The following is a 22,525-nucleotide window of genomic DNA, read 5'->3' as shown; positions in this document are numbered from 1 at the left end:
AAGAGAAGGACTTATTCCCCGCGGTTTTTCTTCACGATGGCATCGGCAATGCTCGCCGGCGCCTCGGCATAGCGGGTGAACTCCATCGAGAAGCTCGCCCGGCCCTGGGTCATCGAGCGCATCGAGGTGGCGTAGCCGAACATCTCGCCCAGCGGCACCTCGGCACGGATCACCTTGCCGGCTGGCGTTTCGTCACCGTCCTGGATCATCCCGCGGCGCCGGCTCAGGTCGCCGAGGATGTCACCCTGGTACTCCTCCGGCGTGACCACCTCGACTTTCATCACCGGCTCCAGCAACACCGCGCCGCCTTTCTGCGACAACTGCTTGGTGGCCATCGAGGCAGCGATCTTGTAGGCCATTTCGTTGGAGTCGACATCGTGGTACGAGCCGTCGTACACCGCAGCCTTCAGGTTGATCAGCGGGTAGCCGGCGAGCACGCCGTTCTTCATCTGCTCTTCGATACCCTTCTGGATCGCCGGGATGTACTCGCGCGGAACCACGCCACCGACGATCTCGTTGATGAACTCCAGGCCTTCCTTGCCCTCGTCGCCGGGGGCGAAGCGGATCCAGCAGTGGCCGTACTGGCCACGGCCGCCGGACTGGCGGACGAAGCGGCCCTCGATCTCGCAGGTGTTGCGGATCTTCTCGCGGTAGGCCACCTGCGGCTTGCCGATATTGGCCTCGACGTTGAACTCGCGGCGCATGCGGTCGACGATGATGTCCAGGTGCAGCTCACCCATGCCCGAGATGATGGTCTGGCCGGTCTCTTCGTCGGTGCGCACGCGGAATGACGGGTCTTCCTGGGCCAGCTTGCCCAGGGCGATGCCCATTTTTTCCTGGTCGGCCTTGGTCTTCGGTTCCACGGCCACGGAAATCACCGGGTCGGGGAAGTCCATGCGCTCGAGGATGATCGGCTTGTCCATGTCGCACAGGGTATCGCCGGTGGTCACGTCCTTCATGCCGATCAGCGCGGCGATATCGCCGGCGCACACGTCCTTGATTTCTGCCCGCTGGTTGGCGTGCATCTGCACCATGCGGCCGATGCGTTCCTTCTTGCCCTTGACCGAATTGAGCACCGCGTTGCCGGAGCTGAGCACGCCGGAATAGACCCGGGCGAAGGTCAGGGTGCCGACGAACGGGTCGGTGGCGATCTTGAACGCCAGGGCCGAGAACGGCTCGCTGTCGTCGGCGTGGCGCTCCAGGTGTTTCTCTTCGTCGTCCGGGGCGGTGCCCTTGATGGCGGGGATTTCCGACGGCGCCGGCAGGTAGTCGATGACGGCGTCGAGCATCAGTGGCACGCCCTTGTTCTTGAACGACGAGCCGAGGATGGTCGGTACGATTTCGTTGTTCAGGGTACGCTTGCGCAGGCCGGCCTTGATCTCCTCGGTGCTCAGCTCTTCGCCTTCGAGAAACTTGCCGAGCAGTTCGTCATCGGCCTCGGCCGCCGCCTCGACCATGTGCGCCCGCCATTCATCGGCCAGCGCCTGCAGTTCGGCGGGGATGGCTTCTTCGCGATAACTGGTGCCCTGGTCGGCGTCGTTCCAGTAGATGGCTTTCATCTTTACCAGGTCGATCTGGCCCTGGAAGTTTTCCTCGCTGCCGATGGCCAGCTGGATCGGCACCGGGTGGTGGCCCAGGCGCTGGTCGATCTGCTTGACCACGCGCAGGAAGTCGGCGCCCTGGCGGTCCATCTTGTTGATGTAGGCCAGGCGCGGCACGTGGTACTTGTTGGCTTGGCGCCACACCGTCTCGGACTGTGGCTCGACGCCGTCGGCACCGCTGAATACCACCACCGCGCCATCCAGTACGCGCAGCGAGCGCTCCACCTCGATGGTGAAGTCGACGTGGCCGGGGGTGTCGATGATGTTGAAGCGGTACTTGTGGGCGAACTGCTTGGTCGAGCCCTGCCAGAACGCGGTGGTCGCCGCCGAGGTGATGGTGATGCCGCGTTCCTGTTCCTGGGCCATCCAGTCCATGGTCGCGGCGCCATCGTGCACCTCGCCCATCTTGTGGTTGACCCCGGTGTAGAACAGGATCCGCTCGGTGGTGGTGGTCTTGCCGGCATCCACGTGAGCGACGATGCCGATATTGCGGTACAGCTCGATAGGCGTTGTGCGGGCCATGGCGGACTACCTGCGAATGGGCGGATTCCACCACGTTAGCAGACCGGCAGAATCCTGCCGTGCCGCCCGGCTGTCAGTCAGCCTGGGCCAGCAGCAGCCATTGGCCATCTTCTTCGCGGGCCAGGCCGCTGGCCGGCAGCAGGGCCAGCAGGCGAGTGTGCAGGGCGGCTTCGGTGAAGGTCTTGAGGGTGGTCAGGTCCAGGTTGCCGACCAGGTTGAGGTCGGCCTTGGTGTACGACAGCCAGGCCTTTTTCAGGGCCTGGGCGACGTCGCTGGCGGCCGTGCTGGCGAAGCGGCGGTGCCACGGGCGGCCGTCGAAGGTGAAGGTGTGGGTATGGCTGTAGCTGCTCTGCTCGCCACCTTCGGCGCAGCGATGGCAGCGGCACGGGCCTTCGCCGAAGGCATTGCGCAGGAAGCTGTTGAAGTCCACCACAGGCTTGAGGGACAGGCGTTTGTCGACTTCGAACAGGTCGGCGATCAGGGGTTCTTCGGCGCTCACTCGGCAATCCTCGTGTAGGTGGCGTGCATCGGCGGGCACCCTAACAGATCAGGCCCTGCAGATCACCTTTTGCAGGTCTGGCCTCTTCGCGGGCGCGCCCGCTCCCACAGGTACCGTGCACCTTCCTGTGGGAGCGGGCGTGCCCGCGAAGAGGCCAGTAGAGACAATAGAGACCACCTGCCGTACTCTACGCGCCCATACGCCTACACACCCACAGAGGTAACCCCGCTTGAGCACCAAGTACCCGTACATCGCCACCATCACCGTCAGCGCCGAAGACCGTGGTGGCGACGCCGAGGCCTCGGAAAACCCCAACATGCGCGTTGGCCTGGAAGCGGTGACCGAAACCCTGAAGAAGGTGCATTTCGTCGGTACGCTCGCAGCCCCGGAAAAGTCCGCCACGCACATCTGTGTGACCCTGGAGAACGGCCTGACCTACTACGGCCCGATCGTCAACGGCCACGCCGAACTCGAAGGCGGCTGGATTGCCTTCGAGTCCGACATGCTCACGCCGCAAGAACTCGGCCTGTAACCGTCAGCCCAGCTCCGCCAGGCACTGCTCGAGAATGTCCAGGCCGTCCTCGAGCACCGCGGCTTCGATGGTCAGTGGCGCCAGCAGGCGGATGATGTGCCGGGCCTTGCCGCTGGGCATCAACAGCAGGCCCCTGGCCCGTGCTGCCTCCAGCACCTTGGCCAGTTGCGCTGGCGCCGGGCTGCCGTCGGCATTCACCAGCTCGATGCCGCGCATCGCGCCGACACCGGTCAGGCGCCCGATGAACTGGCTCAGGCCCGTGGCCTTCCAGCGCTCGAAACGACGCACGATCGCCTGCTCCTGGCGCTCACCCCAGGTGGCGATGTTCTCGTCACTCATCTGCGCCAGGCTGGCCAGGGCCGCCGCGCAGGCGATCGGGTTGCCCGAATAGGTGCCACCCAGGCCGCCCTTGGGCAGTGCCGCGAGCAATTCCTTGCGCCCGACCACCGCGCCCAGCGGCATGCCACCGGCAATGCTCTTGGCCAGCAACAGCAGGTCTGGCTCGATGCCCAGGCGGGGGAAGGCGAAGCGCTGGCCGGTGCGGCCGAAGCCCGACTGGATCTCGTCGATGATGATCAGGATGCCGTGTTCGTCGCAGAAGCGGCGCAGGGCCTGGGCGAAAGCCGGGTCCAGGGCAAGGAAGCCACCTTCGCCCTGGACCGGCTCGAGGATGAATGCAGCCACGTCCTCCACCGCCAGTTCGACGCTGAACAGGCGCTCCATGGCCTTGAGTGCCTGTTCGCAGGTAACCCCGGTGTCGGCGCTGGGGTAGGGCAGGTGATAGACCGGCCCGGGCAGTTCACCGACCCGTTGCTTGTACGGGGCAACCTTGCCGTTGAGGTTCAGGGTGGCCAGGGTGCGGCCGTGGAAGGCGCCATCGAAGGCGATGACGGCGCGCTTGCCGGTGGCACCGCGGGCCACTTTCAGGGCGTTCTCCGCCGCTTCCGCGCCGCTGTTGGTGAGCATGCCGGCCAGTGCGTAGCTGACCGGCACGAACTCGCTCAGTTGCTCCATCAACGCCAGGTACGGGCCGTGTGGGGCGGCGTTGAAGGCGGAGTGGGTCAGGCGGCTGGCCTGGGCCTGGATCGCCTCGACCACCGCCGGGTTGCAATGGCCCAGGTTGAGTACGCCGATACCGCCGACGAAGTCGATGTAGCGGTTGCCGTCGGTGTCCCAGACTTCGGCATTACGGCCATGGGAAAGTGTGATCGGGTGAACGATGGCAATGGACTGGCTGATACTTTCCTGGTTCATGGGCACGCGGGACCTTGTTCGAATTTCTTACTATCCAAGCGTGTCGGCAGGTTATTCCGCAAACGAATTATTTGATTGGGGTCATTCCATGGATTCGTGATCTGGCCGTTGAGTTGTGTTGGCTGCGCCGGCCTCTTCGCGGGCGTGCCCGCTCCCACAGCATCACCACAGGTTCCGATACTGTGCAGTACCTGTGGGAGCGGGCAAGCCCGCGAAGAGGCCGGTACAGGTTAACTCAATCCCCCTCAGCCACCCGCTCGCGAATCCACTGCACGAAGGCCCTCACCTTGGGCACTTCGGCCGCATGCTCGGCATGCGCGATGAAGTGCCGGCCATTGCTCGCCACCGGGTGGTCCCAGGCCACCACCAGCTTGCCCTCGCTCAGCTCTTCGGCCACCAGGTAGCGCGGGATCAAGGCGATGCCGCAGCCGGCGATGGCCGCGCGAATGCACAGGTAGAACGTGTCGAAACGCGGCCCGTGGTAGCTGTTCTGGCTGTGCAAGCCCAGCCCCAGGAACCATTCGTGCCAGGCCTCCGGGCGCGACACGCATTGCAGCAGGCGGTGTTCGGTCAGTGCCTGGGCACTGTCGAACCGGTGGCTGGCCAGCAGCTGCGGGCTGCACACCGGTACCACTTCTTCGCTGAACAGCTCGATGCAGGTTGCCCCGGGCCAGGTGCCCTGGCCGAAGAAGAAGGCGATGTCGGCCTTGGCCTGGACCAGGTCGAATGGCTCCAGCTCGTTGCGGATGTCCAGGTGAATGCGTGGGTGGCGGTCACCAAACCCCTTCAGCCGCGGCACCAGCCAGCGCGCACCGAAGGTGGGCTGGGTGGCGATGCGCAGCACTTCGGTCTCGTCGCCGTAGCTGAGGATGTAACGGCTGGAAATGTCGATCTGGGTGAGGATCTTGTTCACTTCGGTGAGGTACAGCGCACCGGCCGGGGTCAGGTGCAGGCGGCGGCGAATGCGCTGGAACAGCGAGTGCGCCAGCATGTCCTCGAGCTGGGCCACCTGCTTGCTCACCGCGCTCTGGGTCAGGTGCAGTTCCTGCGCTGCGCGGGTGAAGCTGAGGTGGCGCGCGGCCGCTTCGAAGCACTGGAGGGCGGTGGTCGAAGGCATCAGGCGTTTGGACATGAGGGGCAAATACCGAGCAAAAAAGGAAGGAGTTCATTCCATAACGGAATCATGTGTTTCGAAAAGGTCGTTTGTTGACCCCGACCTATAGATTAATACTGACCTCGATCAACGATGACAACCGGTTGTGCGAAGAGGAGGTCAGTGGCTTTTTCCAGCGTCTGCAAAACAACAATAACCAACATCAGAAATTGACAAGAATTCTGCTTCAATCTTCCGCCGCTTTGCCGCGGCCGAGCCATTCGAGGGTTGTTCATGGCTTCGCTACACAACAACAAACAGCGCTCCTTGCAGCACGGCCTGACTTCCCGTCAGGTTTCCATGATTTCCATCGCCGGCATCATTGGCGCCGGCCTGTTCATCGGCTCTTCCAACGCCATCGCCACCGCTGGCCCGGCCATCCTCATTTCCTACGCCATGACCGGCCTGCTGGTGCTGCTGGTCATGCGTATGCTGGGCGAAATGGCCATCGCCAACCCCAACAGCGGTTCGTTCTCCACCTATGCCTCCGAGGCCATCGGCCCTTGGGCAGGCTTTACCATCGGTTGGCTGTACTGGTGGTTCTGGGTGCTGATCATCCCGGTCGAGGCGATTGCCGGCGCCGATATCCTGCATGCCTACTTCCCCGCTGTGCCGTCCTGGCTGTTCGCCTTCCTGATCATGCTGGTGCTGTCGGCTACCAACCTGATCAGCGTGAAGAACTTCGGTGCCTTCGAGTACTGGTTCGCCCTGGTCAAGGTGGTGGCGATCATCGCCTTCATCGTGGTCTGCAGTCTGGCGGTGTTCGGCGCCTGGCCGCTGGCCGAGGTGTCCGGGGTCAGCCGGCTGTGGGACCACGGCGGCTTCATGCCCAACGGCTTCGGCACGGTGCTGGGCGGCGTGTTGATCACCATCTTCTCGTTCTTCGGTGCCGAGATCGTGACCATCGCCGCCGACGAAACCGCCAACCCGAAAGACAAGATCCGCCGCGCCACCAACCTGGTGGTGTACCGCATCGCCATCTTCTACCTGGCGTCGATCTTCCTGGTGGTGTCGCTGGTGGCCTGGAACGACCCGGGGCTGAAAGCGGTAGGGTCGTTCCAGCGCGTGCTGGAAGTACTGAATGTGCCCGGTGCCAAGCTGCTGGTCGACCTGGTGGTGCTGGTGGCGGTGACCAGTTGCATGAACTCGGGCCTGTACACCGCGTCGCGCATGCTCTATTCGCTGGGTGCCCGTGACCAGGCGTTGAGCGTGACCAAGCGCATCTCGGGCGCCGGGGTACCGACCGTGGCGGTGCTGTTGTCGACCCTGGCCGGTTTTGCCGGTTGCCTGGTCAACTATGTGTTCCCCGGCAAGGTGTTCGGCTTCCTGCTGTCCACCACCGGTGCCATCGCCTTGCTGGTGTACCTGGTGATTGCCGTGTCGCAACTGCGCATGCGTGCCCGTGCCGAGCGTGAAGGGCGCCAGCTGGAGCTGAAGATGTGGCTGTTCCCGTGGCTGACCTGGCTGGTGATCGGCACCATCGTCATGGTCCTGGGCTACATGCTGTTCAGCGATGCCTACCGCTACGAGACGCTGATGACCGCAGGTGTGACGCTGTTCATCCTGCTGGTGTCGCTGACCCAGAAAGGCGGTAAGGCGGTCACCCAGCCAGCCTGATGTTTCTGCTTAAATGGGGGCGTTATCCGCCCCCATTCCAACAAGCACAGGAAGCGTATGAACGACCAGCCCCTTTCCCTCCAGGCCCTGGCTGCACCCGACGGCACCTGCTACGGCTGCGGTTGCTCCCATCCCAGTGGCCTGCACCTGCAAAGCCACTGGGACGCCGACGGCGTCCATCTGCTATGCCGGCATGCCCCAGACAGCACCTTCATCGGCTGGCCCGGCCTGGTCTACGGTGGTTTGCTGGCAATGCTGGTGGACTGCCACTCCAACTGGACGGCGATGGCCTACCACTACCGCGCCGAAGGCCGTGAAGCGGGGAGCCTGCCGCGTATCGATTGCGTCACTGGCACACTCAACCTGAGCTACCTGAAACCTACACCGATGGGCATCGAGTTGCTGCTCAAGGCCCGCGTGGAAGGTGAGGTCGGGCGCAAGACGCGGGTGCTCTGCGAAGTCTGGGCCGGCGATGTACTGACGGTCAGCGCCGACTCGGTGTTTGTGCGTGTGGACACGGAAAAGCTCAAGCTCAAGGCGCATGGCCAAGGCTGAGGGCGGCGCCATGCCGCCTGCCTGTTGAAAAATCGCACGTCTTTCAGCGATAGGTCCGATTTGGGCTTCGCGCTTTTCGCACTACTCTGGCCGCGTCTTCACCACAACAAGCCCAGGATGACCCGCACGTATTTCACGCTGCCCCCTTGCCCGGCCCGCTGACGCGGGCGGGCTTCTCACCGCCATCCTGGTTCATGCCCAACCTTCTGCATCGACACTCCGGCAACGGCGGCAACGCCGTGCCCGAAAGCTGTGCAGACGCATTCAAGGAGACCCTTCATGCGTGCCAGATCCACAGTCAAAAGCGTGCTCGTCGGCTCGCTGATGTTGCTCGGCGGCTGCGCCAGCGCCCTCATGCCCAGCGAGCAGATCGAACTGACGCGAAGCGCGGTCAATCGCGCGGTGTCTGCCGATGCCACGCAATACGCCCCGGTCGAGATGCGCGCAGCCCAGGACAAGCTCAGCGCCATGGAGCGCGCCCTCGGCCAGCACGACCTCGAACTGGTCCGCCGGCTGGCCGAGCAGGCCGAGGCCGATGCCCGCCTGGCCGAACGCAAGGCCATGGCCAGCAAACGCCAGGAGCAACTGGACACTGCCCGCAAAGGCATCGAGGTGCTCAGGCAGGAAATGCTCGAAGCGCCGCAGACCGTCATCCACTGAAGGACACCAACATGTCGAAACGCCCACTGTTTACCATGGTTTCGCTACTCGGCCTGCTGCTGGCCGGCTGCGCGGCCACGCCAGAAAACGCCCGCCTGCTGGAGGCCCGCGAAGCTTACTCGGTATTGCAGGGCAAGCCTGAATCCAGCCGTATTGCCGCGCTGGAAACCCAGGAAGCCTACATCGCCCTGGGCAAGGCCGAAGGGGCTTCGCTGAACGACCGGAAATCGCCCGACGTCGAGCAGCTGGCCTACCTGGCCCAGCGCAAGATCGACAGCGCCGAGCAGACCATCCTGCTGCGCCAGGCGGAAGCTGGCCTGCAAGGTATCGAGGCGCAACGTACCCAGGCGCGCCTGGACGTGCGCACCGCCCAACTGAAGGCGCTGCAGGCGCTCAAGGCCAAACAGACCGAGCGCGGTACCGTGGTGACCTTCGGTGATGTGTTGTTCGATACCGGCCGTGCGGAACTGCGGGGCAGCAGCCAGCGAAACATCCGGCAACTGGCCGAGTACCTGCTGGCCAACCCGGAGCGCAAGGTGCTGGTGGAAGGGTTTACCGACGCCACCGGTAGCGATGCCTTCAACCAGCAGTTGTCCGAACGCCGCGCCGGGGCCGTGGCCAATGCCCTGCGGCGCCAAGGGGTGGCAGCCGCGCGTATCACCAGCGTCGGCTATGGCAAGGAGTACCCGGTGGCGACCAATGCCGACGCGCAATCGCGCCAGCTCAACCGCCGCGTCGAGGTCATCATCTCGCAGGGGGCCGAGGCTGTAGTGCCGCGTTACTGATCGCCACGCGGGCGCGGCAGGGAGCCGCGCCTTCGCTCAGCTGCCTGGCGATGGTCAAACCGCGACGTTGTCCCTAAAGTGGTAGTTTTCATTCCTGCAGGGGCCAAGCATGACCGATCTGAGCGCATTCCCCATCACCCGTAAATGGCCGGCGCGCCACCCCGAGCGCTTGCAGCTGTATTCGCTGCCCACGCCCAATGGCGTGAAGGTGTCGATCATGTTGGAGGAAATCGGCCTGGCCTACGAGCCGCATAAGATCAGCTTCGACAACGATGACCAGCTGAGCGCCGAATTCATCTCGCTCAGTGCCAACAACAAGATCCCCGCCATCCTCGACCCCGACGGGCCGGGCGGCCAGCCGCTGGCGTTGTTCGAATCGGGCGCGATCCTGCAGTACCTGGCGGAAAAGAGCGGGCAGTTGCTGAGCCGCGACCCAGCCCAGCGCTACCAGACGATGCAGTGGCTGATGTTCCAGATGGGCGGCATCGGGCCGATGTTTGGCCAGGTCGGCTTTTTCCACTTCTTTGCTGGCAAGGACTACGAAGACAAGCGCCCGCGTGATCGCTATGTCAACGAATCCCGGCGCCTGCTCGGCGTGCTCGACCGGCATCTGCAGGGGCGGGACTGGATGGTCGATGACTACAGCATCGCCGACATCGCCATCTTCCCTTGGGTGCGCAACCTGGTGGAGCGCTACAACGCCCGCGAGCTGGTCGGTTTCGATCAGTTCAAGCACGTGCAGCGGGTGCTGGCGGTGTTCCTGCAACGGCCAGCGGTGCAGCGTGGCCTGAAGATCCCTGGCTGACTACCGCGATGCACCGGCCGCTCCTGCAAGGGCATGTCCAGCCTGTCAGAACAGGTGACGCAGGAGCCAGTACAGGCTCCCGGCCAACAGCATCGCCGCCGGCAAGGTCAGCACCCAGGCCATCAGCATGTTGACCAGCGTGCGCTGCTGAATCCCCGAGCCGTTGGCCACCATGGTCCCGGCCACCCCTGAACTCAGCACATGGGTGGTCGACACCGGTAGCCCGAACATGTCCGCCGCGCCGATGGTGCACATCGCCACCAGTTCGGCCGAGGCGCCCTGGGCATAGCTGAGATGGCTCTTGCCGATCTTTTCGCCCACCGTCACCACGATGCGCCGCCAACCGACCATGGTCCCCAGCCCCAGCGCGATGGCCACGGCCACCTTCACCCACAGCGGGATGTAGCGGGTAGCGTCGTCCAGTTGGGTCTTGAACAGCTGCACATGGCTGCGGGTGTCGGCATCGAAGGCCACCAGCTGGTTTTTCTCGATCAGGCGGATGGCTTCGCTGGTCAGGTACATGTCGTTGCGCACGTTGGCCATGGCTTCGGCCGGTACGCGCTTGAGCGAGCCGTAGCCCTTGACCTGCTGGCCGATCATGCCGGTCAGTGCCGCCAGCGCCGGCACCAGTTGCGGGCTGGCCGCGGGCTGGGAAATGAAGGCGGTCAGCACCTGGCGCGGGTCGGCCGGGGGCGCCTGCGGGGCACTGCGTACCAGTGCCTGGCGGGTGACTTCGGCAATGGCAGAAAACTGCAGCGCCTGCTCATTGGGCATGGTCTTGTTCAGCGCGTAGGCCATGGGCAGGGTGCCCACCAGAATCAGCATGATCAGGCCCATGCCTTTCTGCCCGTCGTTGGAGCCATGGGCGAAGGACACCCCGGTACAGGTCAGGATCAGCACGCCGCGGATCCACCACGGCGGTGCTGTTTGCCCTTGTGGCGCCTGGTACAGCGCCTTGCGTTTGACCAGCGCGCGCAATGCCACCAGCAACAGCGCGGCGCAGGTAAAACCGATCAGCGGTGACAACAACAGGGCATAGCCGACCTTGCTGGCCTGGGCCCAGTCCACCCCGCTGGTACCGTCACGCCCGTGCATCAGCGCATTGGCCACGCCGACGCCGATGATCGAACCGATCAGGGTGTGTGAGGACGAGGCCGGCAGGCCGAGCCACCAGGTGCCGAGGTTCCAGATGATGGCCGCCAGCAGCAGGGCGAAGACCATGGCGAAGCCGGCATACGAGCCGACCTGCAGGATCAGCTCCACCGGCAACAGGGCGATGATGCCGAACGCGACCGCACCGCTGGAAAGCAGTACCCCAAGGAAGTTGCACAGCCCCGACCAGACCACGGCAACCGGTGCTGGCAGGGAGTGGGTGTAGATCACCGTGGCCACCGCGTTGGCGGTGTCATGGAAGCCATTGACGAACTCGAAGCCCAGGGCGATCAGCAGCGCCAGGCCCAGCAACAGGAATGGCGTGACTGTGGTGATCACCGTGCCGCTGGCACTGACATCCTGTTTCAGGCTCCAGGTGCTGTAGGCGAGCCCGGCCAGCAGCAGGCCGAAGAATAACATCAGGGTGGCGCGGCCTGGCTTGTGCGCCAGCTGCGGGCGGGCGTCGTGTTGGGCCAGTTGCGGCTGGCTGGCCAGTGACGGGGTAGCCATGGGGGCTCCGGTTGGCGTTGGCAAAGGTGCCGAAGCCCTTGAGCATAGAAACAATTCGCCGTCTGGCCGTGACCTCGATCAATGAATTATCTAGGCTCAAGACAGACGGTAAAGGCAGGGAAAACCGATGATTCGCTGCAAGCGTGTCTACGATGCGGTTGAGGACGATGACGGCCAGCGTGTGCTGGTCGACCGCCTGTGGCCGCGCAACAAGCGCAAGCAAGACCTGCAGGGGCAGTGGTTGCGCGAGGTGGCGCCATCAAATGATTTGCGCAAGGCGTTTCACCAGGGCGAGGTGGATTACGCCGCGTTCGTCCGCCTGTATCGGCAGGAACTGGCAGCGCATCCTGAGTACTGGTACCCGCTGTTGGACGTTGCGGCCAAGGGCAACCTGACGCTGCTGTATGCGGCCAAGGACAAGGGCCATAACAATGCACAAGTGTTGGCAGACTGGCTGGAGGAAGAAGCGGACCGGCAACAAGCGGTTAGTTCACCGGTGTGCTATCTGCAGTAGAGGACGAGGAGGGGAGCAAACCCAGCCACCGCGGCTACAACCGAATGAATATTCAGCCACGGTGAATGGCGCCCATGCTGCAATGTGAGGTTAAATGAAGTGCATGGCTAACAGCCCCGTGTCAGCCTCTGGCTTCGATGTTGGCGACGTGGAGCTCGATGTCCGGATAGCCCTCGCTTTCTTGGAACGTACAGTTCGCCACTGCCCCGACGGTATGGTCAGTACGGTAACGACAATTGAGGTTGCCCTTGGCGGCAACCTGGTAAGGATGGCCATCGTTGGCGTCAAATATTTCGGATTCGATACGATATGGCCCCTTCGGAAAAGGGTGGAATGCGCCTACTGGGATAGATCGAGGTATTTTAAAGGTTAGGGATATTCGGAGGTCTTGGTCATCATTTTGTATGTTAAAGGAAGCGCCGAAATACAAATACAACTCTTGATCTTCTTCTAAAAGAAATAAACCCCCGTCCGTGGCAGTAAACTCCCTGGCCGGTTGGCCAGCAATTGTATAAGTGCCGTTAGCGAGGGCTCCGGTTGTGTGGGATTCTTTGTCAAAGCGGTAGCGAGCGGCGGCCTTCATGATGCTGCTCCAGGTTGTTGGTGGGCTGCTGCGATTATGGTTAGTGAACACCGGGCATTTTTAAACTGGCAAAAATGATAGTTTTTGCCTCAGACAATGCTTGACCCTGCGAGCCTCGGCGGAGGGCTGACTATGCGCCTAGAGCTGACCCCTGCAAATGCCACCCACCTGGCATTCGCTCGCGATCTCACCCGTTGCGCCATGCTGCCCTATTACAGTCAATACAGCCTGCTGTGGCTTGAAGAAGCCTTCAATGAAGCCTGGAGTTGGCGCGAGCAGTGGTTGGTCAAAGGGGACGCAGCAGTGCTGGGCTACTGCAGCCTCAGCCAGGACCGCCAGGCCCTGTTCATCCGCGAACTGCACCTGCTTCCCGAGTATCGCCGGCAGGGCGTCGGCAGCTGGGTGCTGGAGGAGCTGGCGCTATGGGCCAGGCAGCGCCGCCTGCCACTGCTGCGCTTGATGGTGTTTCGCAGCAACCCGGCTCGCCAGCTGTACCGCCGGCATGGCTTTGTGGAGATGGGTGAGGACGAATGTTTCGTGCGCATGCAGCGTACAATCGACTGATAGCTCAATGATGGCTTGTCGTCGCCGGAACGCATCGGCATAGTGGCTTCCGGTAACAGGAGAACCACCATGAATGGAATCGGGCCGCGGTTGCGGGAAGAGCGGGAACGACTGGGCATGACCCAGCGTGTGTTTGGCGATATCGGCGGGGTCGAACCCAATGCCCAGGGCAAGTACGAGAGTGGCGGGCGCACACCGCGGCTCGATTACCTGGCGGCATTGGCGGCCAAGGGCGTGGATGCGTTGTATGTGCTCAGCGGCACGCGCACCCCGGCACCGCTGGCGGGGCTGAGTACGGATGAGGCGGGTTTGCTGGCGGCTTTCCGGCAGTTGTCATGCGACGATCAGGCGGTACTTTGGCACCTGATGACACGGTTGACCGACAACGCCAGGCCAGCCCAGGCAGCGCGACCGCCCAGCGCTGAACGTCAGGCGTTTCTGACAGAAGGAATGCGTTAGGCCCACCATGCAAAATTTTGTTAAGGTGGCGGGATCCAATCGCCCTGCTGACGAGGTGTGTGCTTGATTAGGGTCCTAGTGGTTGACGATCACGATCTGGTACGAACCGGTATTACCCGCATGCTGGCCGACATCGACGGCCTGCAGGTGGTGGGTGAGGGGGACTCGGGCGAGTCGGCGCTCAAGCTGGCCCGCGAGCTGAAGCCGGATGTGGTGCTGATGGACGTGAAAATGCCCGGCATCGGCGGCCTGGAGGCCACCCGCAAGTTGCTGCGCAGCCACCCGGACATCAAGGTCGTGGCCGTGACCGTCTGCGAGGAAGACCCGTTCCCCACGCGCCTGTTGCAGGCCGGCGCCGCCGGCTACCTGACCAAGGGCGCTGGCCTTGACGAAATGGTCCAGGCCATTCGCCTGGCCTTCGCCGGCCAGCGCTACATCAGCCCGCAGATCGCCCAGCAGCTGGCACTGAAACCCTTCCAGCCACAGGGCTCGCCGTTCGATGCCCTGTCGGAACGGGAAATCCAGATTGCGCTGATGATCGTCGGCTGCCAGAAAGTGCAGATCATCTCCGACAAGTTGTGCCTGTCGCCCAAGACCGTCAATACTTACCGGTATCGGATCTTTGAAAAACTCTCGGTCACCAGCGACGTCGAACTGACCTTGCTGGCCGTTCGCCACGGTATGGTCGACGCAAGCCTGTAGAACCTCATGTCCCAAGTTTTCGATGCCAGCGCTTTCCTGGCGACCTGCAGCGGTCGCCCGGGCGTCTACCGGATGTTCGATGGCGAAGCCCGCCTGCTTTACGTGGGCAAGGCCAAGAACCTCAAGAAGCGCCTGGCCAGCTACTTCCGCAAGACCGGCCTGGCGCCCAAGACCGCCGCGCTGGTGGCGCGCATCGCCCAGGTCGAAACCACCATCACCGCCAACGAAACCGAGGCGCTGCTGCTGGAGCAGAACCTGATCAAGGAATGTCGCCCGCCGTACAACATCCTGTTGCGCGACGACAAGTCCTACCCCTACGTGTTTCTTTCCGACGGTGAATTCCCACGCCTGGGCATTCACCGTGGGGCGAAGAAGGCCAAGGGCCGTTACTTTGGCCCGTACCCCAGCGCCGGCGCCATACGCGAGAGCCTCAGCCTGCTGCAAAAGGCCTTTTCCGTGCGCCAGTGCGAAGACAGCTACTACGCCAACCGCACCCGGCCGTGCCTGCAGTACCAGATCAAGCGCTGCAAAGGGCCGTGCACCGGGCTGGTGGGCGCCGAGGAATACGCCGAAGACGTGCGCCACTCGGTGATGTTCCTCGAAGGCCGCAGCCAGCAGCTGGGCAACGAGCTGAATGCCGAGATGGAAAAGGCCGCCATGGCCCTCGACTTCGAGAAAGCCGCCGAGCTGCGTGACCAGATCGCCCTGTTGCGCCGGGTCCAGGACCAGCAGTACATCGAAGGTGGCAGCGGCGACGTCGATGTCATCGCCGCCTTCGTCAACCCTGGCGGCGCCTGCGTGCACCTGATCAGCGTGCGTGGCGGGCGGGTGCTGGGCAGCAAGAACTTCTTCCCGCAGGTAGGCATCGAGGAAGAGGTGGCCGAAGTGATGGCCGCGTTCCTCGCCCAGTACTACCTGGGCAACGCCGAGCGCGAACTGCCCGGCGAGCTGATCGTCAACGTGGTACATGAAGATTTCGAGGCCATCAGCGAAGCCTTGCAGACCCTGCGTGGCCGCGAGCTGGCGATCAGCCACCGCGTGCGTGGCACTCGCGCCCGCTGGCAGCAGCTGGCGGTGACCAATGCCGAGCAGGCCCTCAATGCACGCCTGGCCAACCGCCAGCACATGGCCGCGCGTTTCGAAGCACTGGCCGAAGTGCTGGGCCTGGACGAAGTGCCGCAGCGCCTGGAGTGCTATGACATCAGCCATTCCAGCGGCGAGGCCACGGTGGCCAGCTGCGTGGTGTTCGGCCCGGAGGGCCCGCTGAAGTCCGACTACCGCCGTTTCAATATCGAAGGGGTCACCGCCGGCGACGACTACGCCGCCATGCACCAGGCGCTGACCCGCCGCTACGGGCGCATCCGCGACGGTGAGGGCAAGCTGCCCGACGTGCTGTTGGTGGACGGTGGCAAAGGCCAGCTGAACATGGCTCGCGACGTGATGCAGGAGCTGGGCTTCACCGACCTGACCCTGCTCGGCGTGGCCAAAGGCGTGACGCGCAAGGCCGGCTTCGAAACCCTGTACCTGAACGACGTGCACCACGAGTTCACCCTCAAGGGCGATTCGCCGGCATTGCACCTGATCCAGCAGATCCGCGACGAAGCGCACCGTTTTGCCATTACCGGCCACCGCGCCCGCCGTGGCAAGGCGCGGCGGGTGTCGAGCCTGGAAGATGTGGCCGGGGTAGGGCCCAAGCGTCGCCGCGACCTGCTGAAACATTTCGGCGGCCTGCAGGAACTCAACCGCGCCAGTGTCGACGAAATTGCCAAAGCCCCCGGCATCAGTAAAAAGCTTGCCGAGTCGATTTATGCCAGCCTGCATAGCGAGTAGAATGCCGGGCTCAACCTGCGGCCAGTCGTATCGATGAATATTCCAAACCTGCTCACCGTCCTGCGCGTCCTGCTCATCCCGATTTTCATCCTGCTGTTCTACATGCCGTACCACTGGAGCTACATGGCTGCCAGCAGCGTGTTCGCCGTCGCCGCCGCTACCGACTGGCTGGATGGCTACCTGGCGCGTCGCCTGCAGCAGAGCACGCCGTTCGGCGCCTTCCTCGACCCGGTGGCCGACAAGCTGATGGTGGCAGTGGCGCTGGTATTGCTGGTGCAGACCCACGCCAACTTCTGGCTGACCCTGCCGGCGGCAGTCATCATCGGCCGCGAGATCGTGGTTTCGGCACTGCGCGAATGGATGGCCGAACTGGGGGCGCGGGCGCAGGTGGCGGTGTCCAACCTGGGCAAGTGGAAGACTGCCGCGCAAATGCTGGCGCTGGTAATCCTGCTGGCCAACCCACCGGCAGTGACCTTCTGGGTCATCCTTGGCTATGCACTGCTGCTGGTGGCAGCGGGGCTGACGCTGTGGTCGATGGTGCACTACCTGCTGGCGGCCTGGCCGCACCTGCGCGAAGGCTCGGAGCAGAAATAAAAGTTTTTTTGAATCAAGGGGTTGACGCCGTTTTGGAAATCGCTAGAATGGCACCCATCACGACGCGGGAATAGCTCAGTTGGTAGAGCACGACCTTGCCAAGGTCGGGGTCGCGAGTTCGAGTCTCGTTTCCCGCTCCAAATTATGAGCTTCAGAGTCCAGTAGGGTTCTGTAGCTGTTAGAAACATGAGCCTCAGCAGGCTGTGTGAAAACACCCTGGAAGGCAATTCAACAAACGCCCCGACTTGTTCGGGGCGTTTGCTTTTGTGCTGGAAAAAGTTCTGGCAGCCATCCAGTGGCGTCATCTTTCCGAGGCAGTCACCGGTACCAGGGGTGACATCGCCCACTAGCCATACCTATTGAGCTTTTTCTCTCGCATACCAGGCCTGCTGCTGTCGCTCAGCCCAATACCTCGTCCTCGCCGCGTATTACCGCATCCTCTCACACCTGAAGAATAAATCTGCTGCATTCGGCATGCCCTGGATACGCGGAAGAGAATTGTATTCCATCTTAATTGACATCAATTATCATTCACGAATAAGATCCCGCGCACCCAATTCCAGTCGGTTCATACAAGGGAATTCGCATGCCGATGGACAATGTCGATGAGTTGCTGGCCCTGCTGCAAAGCGATGCCCAGGCCCAGCCAGACCCGCTCCGCAGGCGCGCCCATGACGGCCCGCAGCCGCTCTCGTTCGCCCAGCAACGCCTTTGGTTCCTGCAGCGGCTGGCACCGCTTTCCACCGCCTACAACCTTACCCGCGCTTTCCTGTTCAGCGGTGAGTTGAATGTGCAGGCCCTGCGTCAGGCGTTCTCCGCGCTGGTCGCACGGCACGCTGTGCTGCGTACCCGTTTCATCGAGATTGACGGCGAGCCGCGCCAGCAGATCCTGGCCGATGCCACCTTCGTCCTGCACCAGCGGTCGTTCCCGGACGTGGCCGAGGCCGCGCGACACGACCATCTGCAGGGTTTGTTGAGCATCGAGGACGGCACCGCCTTCGACCTGTCCCAGGCCCCCTTGCTCAAGGTCGAGCTGATCCGCTACGACGCAACCTGCCACGGGCTGTTGCTGAAGATGCACCATATCGTCAGCGATGCCTGGTCCAACCCGATCCTGGTGGCCGACCTGGCCAGCGCTTATGCCCAGGCGCTGCGTGGCGATACGCCGCAGCTGCCAGCGCTGCCGGTGCAGTACGTCGACTACGCACTGTGGCAGCGTGAACGCCTGGACGGCGCGCAATACCAGGCCGACCTCGACTACTGGAAGCAGTACCTGGGCACCCAGGTGCCGGTGCTCGAGCTGCCCACCGATTATCCTCGTCCGGCGCAGCCAGGGCTGCGCGGGCAACGCCTGCGCTGGCAACTGCCCGCCGCGCAGGCCGAGCAGGTCCAGGCCTTCTGCCGTGCCAACGGCAGCAGCGCCCTGGTGATTCTGCTGGCCGCCTGGCAGCTGCTGCTGGCGCGCTACAGCGGCCAGCCCAGCTTCGCCGTGGGCGTGCCCCACGGTGGGCGCAACCACGAAGCACTCGATGGCTTGCTGGGCTTTTTCGTCAATACCCTGGTCTACCGCGTCGATCTCGATCCGCACCTGAGCGGCCGCGCGCTGTGCGAGCGGCTGCGCCATGAGTCGCTCGATGCCTTGCAACACGCCGAGCCACCGTTCGAATTGTTGCTCGAACACCTCGACGTGCAGCGCGATGTCAGCCGTACCCCGGTGTTCCAGGCCATGTTCAACCTCAGCAGCGGGGCAGCGGTCAATTTCAGCCTGCCCGGCTTGTACATCGAGCGCGTCCTGCCCGCCCAGGACAGCGCCAAGTTCGACCTCACGCTGGATGTCGCGGTGCGCCCCGACGGGATCTTCTGCGAACTGGAATACAGCCTGGAGCTGTTCGCCCCGGCCACCATCGAGCGCTTCGCCAGCAGTTACGGCCTGCTGCTCGATGGCTTGATGGGCCAGCCCGACACGCCAGTGTGGCAACTGCCGCTGCTGGCACCGGCGCAGCGCCAGCACCAGTTGCAGCGCTGGAACGCCAGCGAACTGGCCTTGCAGCCAGGGCAGGACATGCTCGCGCTGTTCGAGCGCCAGGTGCTGGCCGCGCCGCAGCGCTGCGCCCTGATCTGTGGCGGGGAGGCCCTGAGCTACGCTGAGCTCGACGCCCGTGCCAACCGCCTGGCCCATTGGCTGCGGGCCAATGGCGTGGCTTGCGACGAGCGGGTAGGCATCTGCCTGGAGCGCGAAGCCGAGCTGCTGGTAGCGCTGCTGGCCGTGCACAAGGCGGGTGGCGCCTACCTGGCGATCGACCCCGGGCAACCGGCTGCGCGCAACAGCGATATCCTCGGCCAGGCCCGGCCACGGCTGGTGCTGACCCGCGCCAACCTGCAGCAGGTGCTCGGCAATGCCGGCCGGGTGGTGCTGCTGGAAACCCTGGACGACGCCCTGAGCCAACTGCCGCAGAGCCCCCTCGGCCTGCCGGTGCACCCGCGCCAGCTGGCCTACACCTTGTATACCTCGGGCTCCACCGGGCGCCCCAAGGGCGTCGACATCGAGCGCGAGGCGTTCGTCAATTTCCTCCATGGCATCCAGGCCCATGTGCAGCTGAGCGCCGCCGACCGGCTGCTGGCGGTGACCACCCTGGGCTTCGATATCGCCGGCCTGGAGCTGTTCCTGCCACTGGTCCACGGCGCCACCGTGGTGCTGGCAAGCCGCGCCGACAGCCAGGACCCGGCGGCATTGCTGGGGTTGATGGCGCGCCATGGCATCAATGTGATGCAGGCCACGCCCGCCACCTGGCAGATGCTGGTCGAACACGACTCGCCGGCCTGGGCCGGCCTGCGCCTGCTGTGCGGTGGCGAAGCGCTCAAGGCCGAGCTGGCCGAGCGCCTGCTGGCGCGCAAGGTGCAGCTGCTGAACGTCTACGGCCCGACCGAAACCACGGTGTGGTCGGCGGCGCACGCGGTCGAGCAGGTGACCAGCGCGGTGTTGCCGATTGGCCGGCCGCTGGCCAACAACCGCCTGTATGTGCTCGATGACTACCTCGAACCGCTGCCGGTGGGCGTGGCGGGCGACCTGTACATCGGTGGCGCTGGCGTGGCCCGTGGTTATGCCGATCGCCCCGAACTGACCGCCGCCGCCTTCGTGCCCAACCCGTTTGCCCAGGCCTCGGCGCCAGGGGCGCAGGCCGGCAGCCGGCTGTACCGCACCGGCGACCGTGCACGCTACCGCGCCGATGGCAGCCTGGAGTTCCTCGGGCGCAGCGACTTCCAGGTCAAGCTGCGCGGTTTCCGTATCGAACTGGGCGAGATCGAAAGCGCGCTGGCAGCCTTGCCTGGGGTCACCCAGGCCGTGGTCGCGTTGCGCCAGGCGGCGGCCGGCCAGGACTTGCTGGTGGCCTACCTGTGCCTGGGTGCCGGCACCTTCGACAGCCTCGCGGCACAGCAGCGCCTGCGCCTGCAACTGCCGGCCTACATGGTGCCGAGCGCGTTCGTGGTGCTGCAGCGCCTGCCGCTGAACGCCAACGGCAAGGTCGACCGCAAGGCGCTGCCCGAGCCGCAATGGGACGCCGCCGCTGCCTGCGACGAGGCGCCCCTGGCCGGCCCGTGGCAAGAAGGGCTGGCGCAGATCTGGCGCGAGGTGCTGGGGGTCTGGCCGATCGCCCCGCGTGCCGAGCTGTTCCGCCTGGGCGCGCAGTCGCTGCAACTGGTGCGGATCCAGGCGCGGATCCGCCAGCAGTTCGCCTGCGAAATCGCCCTGGCGCAGTTGTTCGCCAACCCGGTGCTGGCCGACATGGCAGGGTTGATCGAGCAGGCCTGCAGCACGCCGGTCGTCGATGAGCTGGCCGAGATCGAAAAACTGTTGCTCGCCTTCGAGTAAGCCATTTGCGCCGCTAAACAGGCCACCCCGAGGATTTCGCATGCCTTTGTTTCTATCCCTGCTCAAGCGTCACCGTGGCCTGCTCGGCCTGGGCCTGCTGGCCAGCCTGGTCAGCGCGGCGGCCGGTATCGGCCTGATCAACGAGATCAACCGCTTGATCGCCGGCAGCGTCAGCATGACCCCAGCCCTGGGGGCGATGTTCGTCGGCCTGCTGGTCGTGCTGTTCGGCTTCGGTTTCGGCGCCCAGGCGCTGCTGACGGCACTGGGCCACCGGGTGGTCTACGAACTGCGCCTGCAGATGGTCAAGCGCCTGCTCGACACCTCCATCGAACAACTGGAAAAGATCGGTGAAGCCAGCCTCTATGCGACCCTGAGCAAGGACATCGTCAGCATCGGCCAGGCCTTCAACCGCATGCCGTTCGTGTTCTACAACCTGCTGCTGATGCTCGGTGGCTGCCTGTACATGGCCTGGCTGTCCTGGCAGTTGCTGCTGATCTGCGTGGTCGGCCTGGGCCTGGGCACCTGGCTGGCGCACGGCTGGTTCGCCCGCATGCGCCAGTTGATGCTGCGCGTGCGGGAAACCGACGATCGCCTGTATGCCGCCTACCAGGGCGCCATCGAAGGGCGTTTCGAACTGGCCCTCAATGCCCGGCGCAAGGAGCGCTTCTATGCCCTCGACCTGCAGCCGGCTGCCGAATATGCGCGGCGCAACGAGGTCCATGCCGACCGCTACTGGACCTTGAGCCTGAACTGGACCGTGGCGCTGATCCTGGCCCTGGCCGGCGGGCTGTTCGCCGCTGGCGCCTGGCTGGGGGTGGGCAATGGCGTGATCGCCGCCTTCGTGCTGGTGCTGATGTTCCTGCGCATGCCGCTCAACGACCTGATCGGCAGCCTGCCGACGCTGGTGGCGGGCAATGTGTCGCTGGCCAAGATCCACACCCTGGCCTTCGCCGACGAGCGCAGCGGGTTGATGGCCGACAGCGGCCAGCCCGACCCCAGCCAACCGCTGCTCGAACTGCAGGCGCTGAGCTATGACTACCCGGCGCAGGGCGATGACTACGGCTTCCGTCTGGGGCCGGTGAACCTCAGCGTCGCCAAGGGCGAAATCCTGTTCATCGTCGGCGGCAACGGCAGCGGCAAGTCGACCCTGGCCAAGCTGCTCACCGGCCTCTACGAACCCAGTGCCGGCGCGCTCAAGCTGCACGGCGTCGCCATCACCCCGGCACTGCGCGACTGGTACCGGACGCATTTCTCCACGGTGTTCTCCAGCTTCTACCTGTTCGAACGCCTGGTCGGCCCGCAGGGCGACTTCGACCCGCAGCTGGCCCAGGCCTGGCTGGAGCGCCTGCGCATGCAGCGCAAGGTCACCATCGATGCGCAGGGCGGGTTGTCTACCACCCGCTTGTCGCAAGGCCAGCGCAAGCGCCTGGCGCTGCTGGTGGCACTGGTCGAGGAGCGGCCGATCCTGTTGCTCGACGAGTGGGCCGCCGACCAGGACCCGGGCTTCCGCGCGTTCTTCTACCGCGAGCTGCTGCCCGAGCTCAAGGCCCAGGGCAAGACCATCATCGCCATCAGCCACGACGACCACTATTTCTCGGTTGCCGACCGGGTGCTCAAGTGCGACGGCGGCCAGCTCTATCCCTACGAGCATGGTGCGATCAGCACGGCGCCAACCGCTTCTTCCGTTCTGCCCGCGTCGGTGTAGCCGACGCAAAACACCTCACACCACATAAAAACAATGGCCCCAAAAGGCCACGCATAGG

At 64.2% G+C, this 22,525-nt stretch carries 20 protein-coding genes and 1 tRNA gene; 15 read left to right on the top strand and 6 right to left on the bottom strand.

All coding sequences use genetic code 11. The annotated features are described in order from the left end of the window. Positions 1-11: 11 nt before the first annotated feature. Complete coding sequence (gene fusA / locus HG549_RS16965; RefSeq protein ID WP_170030718.1) at positions 12-2,123, bottom strand: elongation factor G; 2,112 nt, start codon at positions 2,121-2,123, stop codon at positions 12-14. A gap of 73 nt (positions 2,124-2,196) precedes the next feature. Then, entirely contained in the window at positions 2,197-2,622 is a 426-nt protein-coding gene (locus HG549_RS16960; RefSeq protein ID WP_170030716.1) for a hypothetical protein, read from the bottom strand. A gap of 229 nt (positions 2,623-2,851) precedes the next feature. Between HG549_RS16960 and HG549_RS16955 the strand changes: the two genes are divergently transcribed. Next, entirely contained in the window at positions 2,852-3,154 is a 303-nt protein-coding gene (locus HG549_RS16955) for a hypothetical protein (RefSeq protein WP_170030714.1), read from the top strand. A gap of 3 nt (positions 3,155-3,157) precedes the next feature. On the opposite strand, the gene HG549_RS16950 is transcribed toward HG549_RS16955, so the two are convergent. Further along, positions 3,158-4,408: an aspartate aminotransferase family protein gene (locus tag HG549_RS16950; RefSeq protein WP_170030712.1), complete on the bottom strand. Its 1,251-nt coding sequence runs from the start codon at positions 4,406-4,408 to the stop codon at positions 3,158-3,160. 235 nt (positions 4,409-4,643) lie between these two features. Then, positions 4,644-5,540, bottom strand: coding sequence for a transcriptional regulator GcvA (gcvA, locus tag HG549_RS16945; RefSeq protein ID WP_170030710.1), 897 nt, complete (start codon positions 5,538-5,540; stop codon positions 4,644-4,646). Positions 5,541-5,795: 255 nt separating this feature from the next. On the opposite strand from gcvA, the gene HG549_RS16940 reads away from it, so the two are divergent. From HG549_RS16940 to HG549_RS16920, 5 genes are all read left to right on the top strand, one after another. After that, on the top strand, positions 5,796-7,178 hold the full coding sequence (locus HG549_RS16940) for an amino acid permease (protein ID WP_170030708.1): 1,383 nt from the start codon (positions 5,796-5,798) through the stop codon (positions 7,176-7,178). Positions 7,179-7,235: 57 nt separating this feature from the next. After that, positions 7,236-7,733: a PaaI family thioesterase gene (locus tag HG549_RS16935; protein WP_170030706.1), complete on the top strand. Its 498-nt coding sequence runs from the start codon at positions 7,236-7,238 to the stop codon at positions 7,731-7,733. Between the two features lie 279 nt (positions 7,734-8,012). Next, positions 8,013-8,393: a DUF4398 domain-containing protein gene (locus HG549_RS16930; protein WP_170030704.1), complete on the top strand. Its 381-nt coding sequence runs from the start codon at positions 8,013-8,015 to the stop codon at positions 8,391-8,393. Between the two features lie 11 nt (positions 8,394-8,404). Beyond that, positions 8,405-9,178 (top strand): OmpA family protein, encoded by a 774-nt coding sequence (locus HG549_RS16925; protein WP_170030702.1) that lies wholly within the window; start codon positions 8,405-8,407, stop codon positions 9,176-9,178. A 109-nt stretch (positions 9,179-9,287) separates the two neighbouring features. Beyond that, positions 9,288-9,983 carry a glutathione S-transferase N-terminal domain-containing protein gene (locus HG549_RS16920; RefSeq protein ID WP_170030701.1) on the top strand — a complete coding sequence of 232 codons (696 nt, stop codon included), beginning with the start codon at positions 9,288-9,290 and terminating at the stop codon, positions 9,981-9,983. A 45-nt stretch (positions 9,984-10,028) separates the two neighbouring features. Here HG549_RS16920 and HG549_RS16915 read toward each other — a convergent pair whose 3' ends face one another. Next, positions 10,029-11,645: an inorganic phosphate transporter gene (locus tag HG549_RS16915; protein WP_170030700.1), complete on the bottom strand. Its 1,617-nt coding sequence runs from the start codon at positions 11,643-11,645 to the stop codon at positions 10,029-10,031. A 127-nt stretch (positions 11,646-11,772) separates the two neighbouring features. Between HG549_RS16915 and HG549_RS16910 the strand changes: the two genes are divergently transcribed. After that, positions 11,773-12,159, top strand: coding sequence for a DUF488 domain-containing protein (locus HG549_RS16910; protein ID WP_170030699.1), 387 nt, complete (start codon positions 11,773-11,775; stop codon positions 12,157-12,159). Positions 12,160-12,280: 121 nt separating this feature from the next. Here the strand turns inward: HG549_RS16910 and HG549_RS16905 are convergent, their stop codons facing one another. Then, a complete protein-coding gene (locus HG549_RS16905) occupies positions 12,281-12,742 on the bottom strand; it encodes a hypothetical protein (RefSeq protein ID WP_170030698.1) in 462 nt (153 codons plus the stop codon). Between the two features lie 132 nt (positions 12,743-12,874). On the opposite strand from HG549_RS16905, the gene HG549_RS16900 reads away from it, so the two are divergent. The 8 genes from HG549_RS16900 (at position 12,875) to HG549_RS16865 (ending at position 22,467) form a co-directional block, all read left to right on the top strand. Further along, positions 12,875-13,306: a GNAT family N-acetyltransferase gene (locus HG549_RS16900; RefSeq protein ID WP_170030697.1), complete on the top strand. Its 432-nt coding sequence runs from the start codon at positions 12,875-12,877 to the stop codon at positions 13,304-13,306. A 69-nt stretch (positions 13,307-13,375) separates the two neighbouring features. Continuing rightward, positions 13,376-13,765, top strand: a complete 390-nt coding sequence (locus tag HG549_RS16895) for a helix-turn-helix domain-containing protein (RefSeq protein ID WP_170030696.1) — start codon at positions 13,376-13,378, stop codon at positions 13,763-13,765. A 63-nt stretch (positions 13,766-13,828) separates the two neighbouring features. After that, on the top strand, positions 13,829-14,467 hold the full coding sequence (gene uvrY, locus HG549_RS16890) for a UvrY/SirA/GacA family response regulator transcription factor (RefSeq protein WP_003251380.1): 639 nt from the start codon (positions 13,829-13,831) through the stop codon (positions 14,465-14,467). Positions 14,468-14,473: 6 nt separating this feature from the next. Beyond that, a complete protein-coding gene (gene uvrC, locus HG549_RS16885; RefSeq protein ID WP_170030695.1) occupies positions 14,474-16,297 on the top strand; it encodes an excinuclease ABC subunit UvrC in 1,824 nt (607 codons plus the stop codon). 33 nt (positions 16,298-16,330) lie between these two features. Further along, a complete protein-coding gene (gene pgsA, locus HG549_RS16880; protein ID WP_170030694.1) occupies positions 16,331-16,891 on the top strand; it encodes a CDP-diacylglycerol--glycerol-3-phosphate 3-phosphatidyltransferase in 561 nt (186 codons plus the stop codon). A gap of 64 nt (positions 16,892-16,955) precedes the next feature. Continuing rightward, positions 16,956-17,031 (top strand) — tRNA-Gly (locus tag HG549_RS16875). A 446-nt stretch (positions 17,032-17,477) separates the two neighbouring features. After that, positions 17,478-20,762 carry an amino acid adenylation domain-containing protein gene (locus HG549_RS16870; protein WP_256665940.1) on the top strand — a complete coding sequence of 1,095 codons (3,285 nt, stop codon included), beginning with the start codon at positions 17,478-17,480 and terminating at the stop codon, positions 20,760-20,762. Between the two features lie 40 nt (positions 20,763-20,802). Next, positions 20,803-22,467 carry a cyclic peptide export ABC transporter gene (locus HG549_RS16865; RefSeq protein ID WP_170030692.1) on the top strand — a complete coding sequence of 555 codons (1,665 nt, stop codon included), beginning with the start codon at positions 20,803-20,805 and terminating at the stop codon, positions 22,465-22,467. The last annotated feature ends 58 nt before the right edge of the window (positions 22,468-22,525 follow it).

It is taken from the genome of Pseudomonas sp. SK (genome assembly GCF_012975065.1).
Lineage (GTDB): Bacteria > Pseudomonadota > Gammaproteobacteria > Pseudomonadales > Pseudomonadaceae > Aquipseudomonas > Aquipseudomonas anuradhapurensis.
Note: the sequence above shows the minus strand (reverse complement) of the source record. Positions and strands in the feature narration are given on the sequence as shown.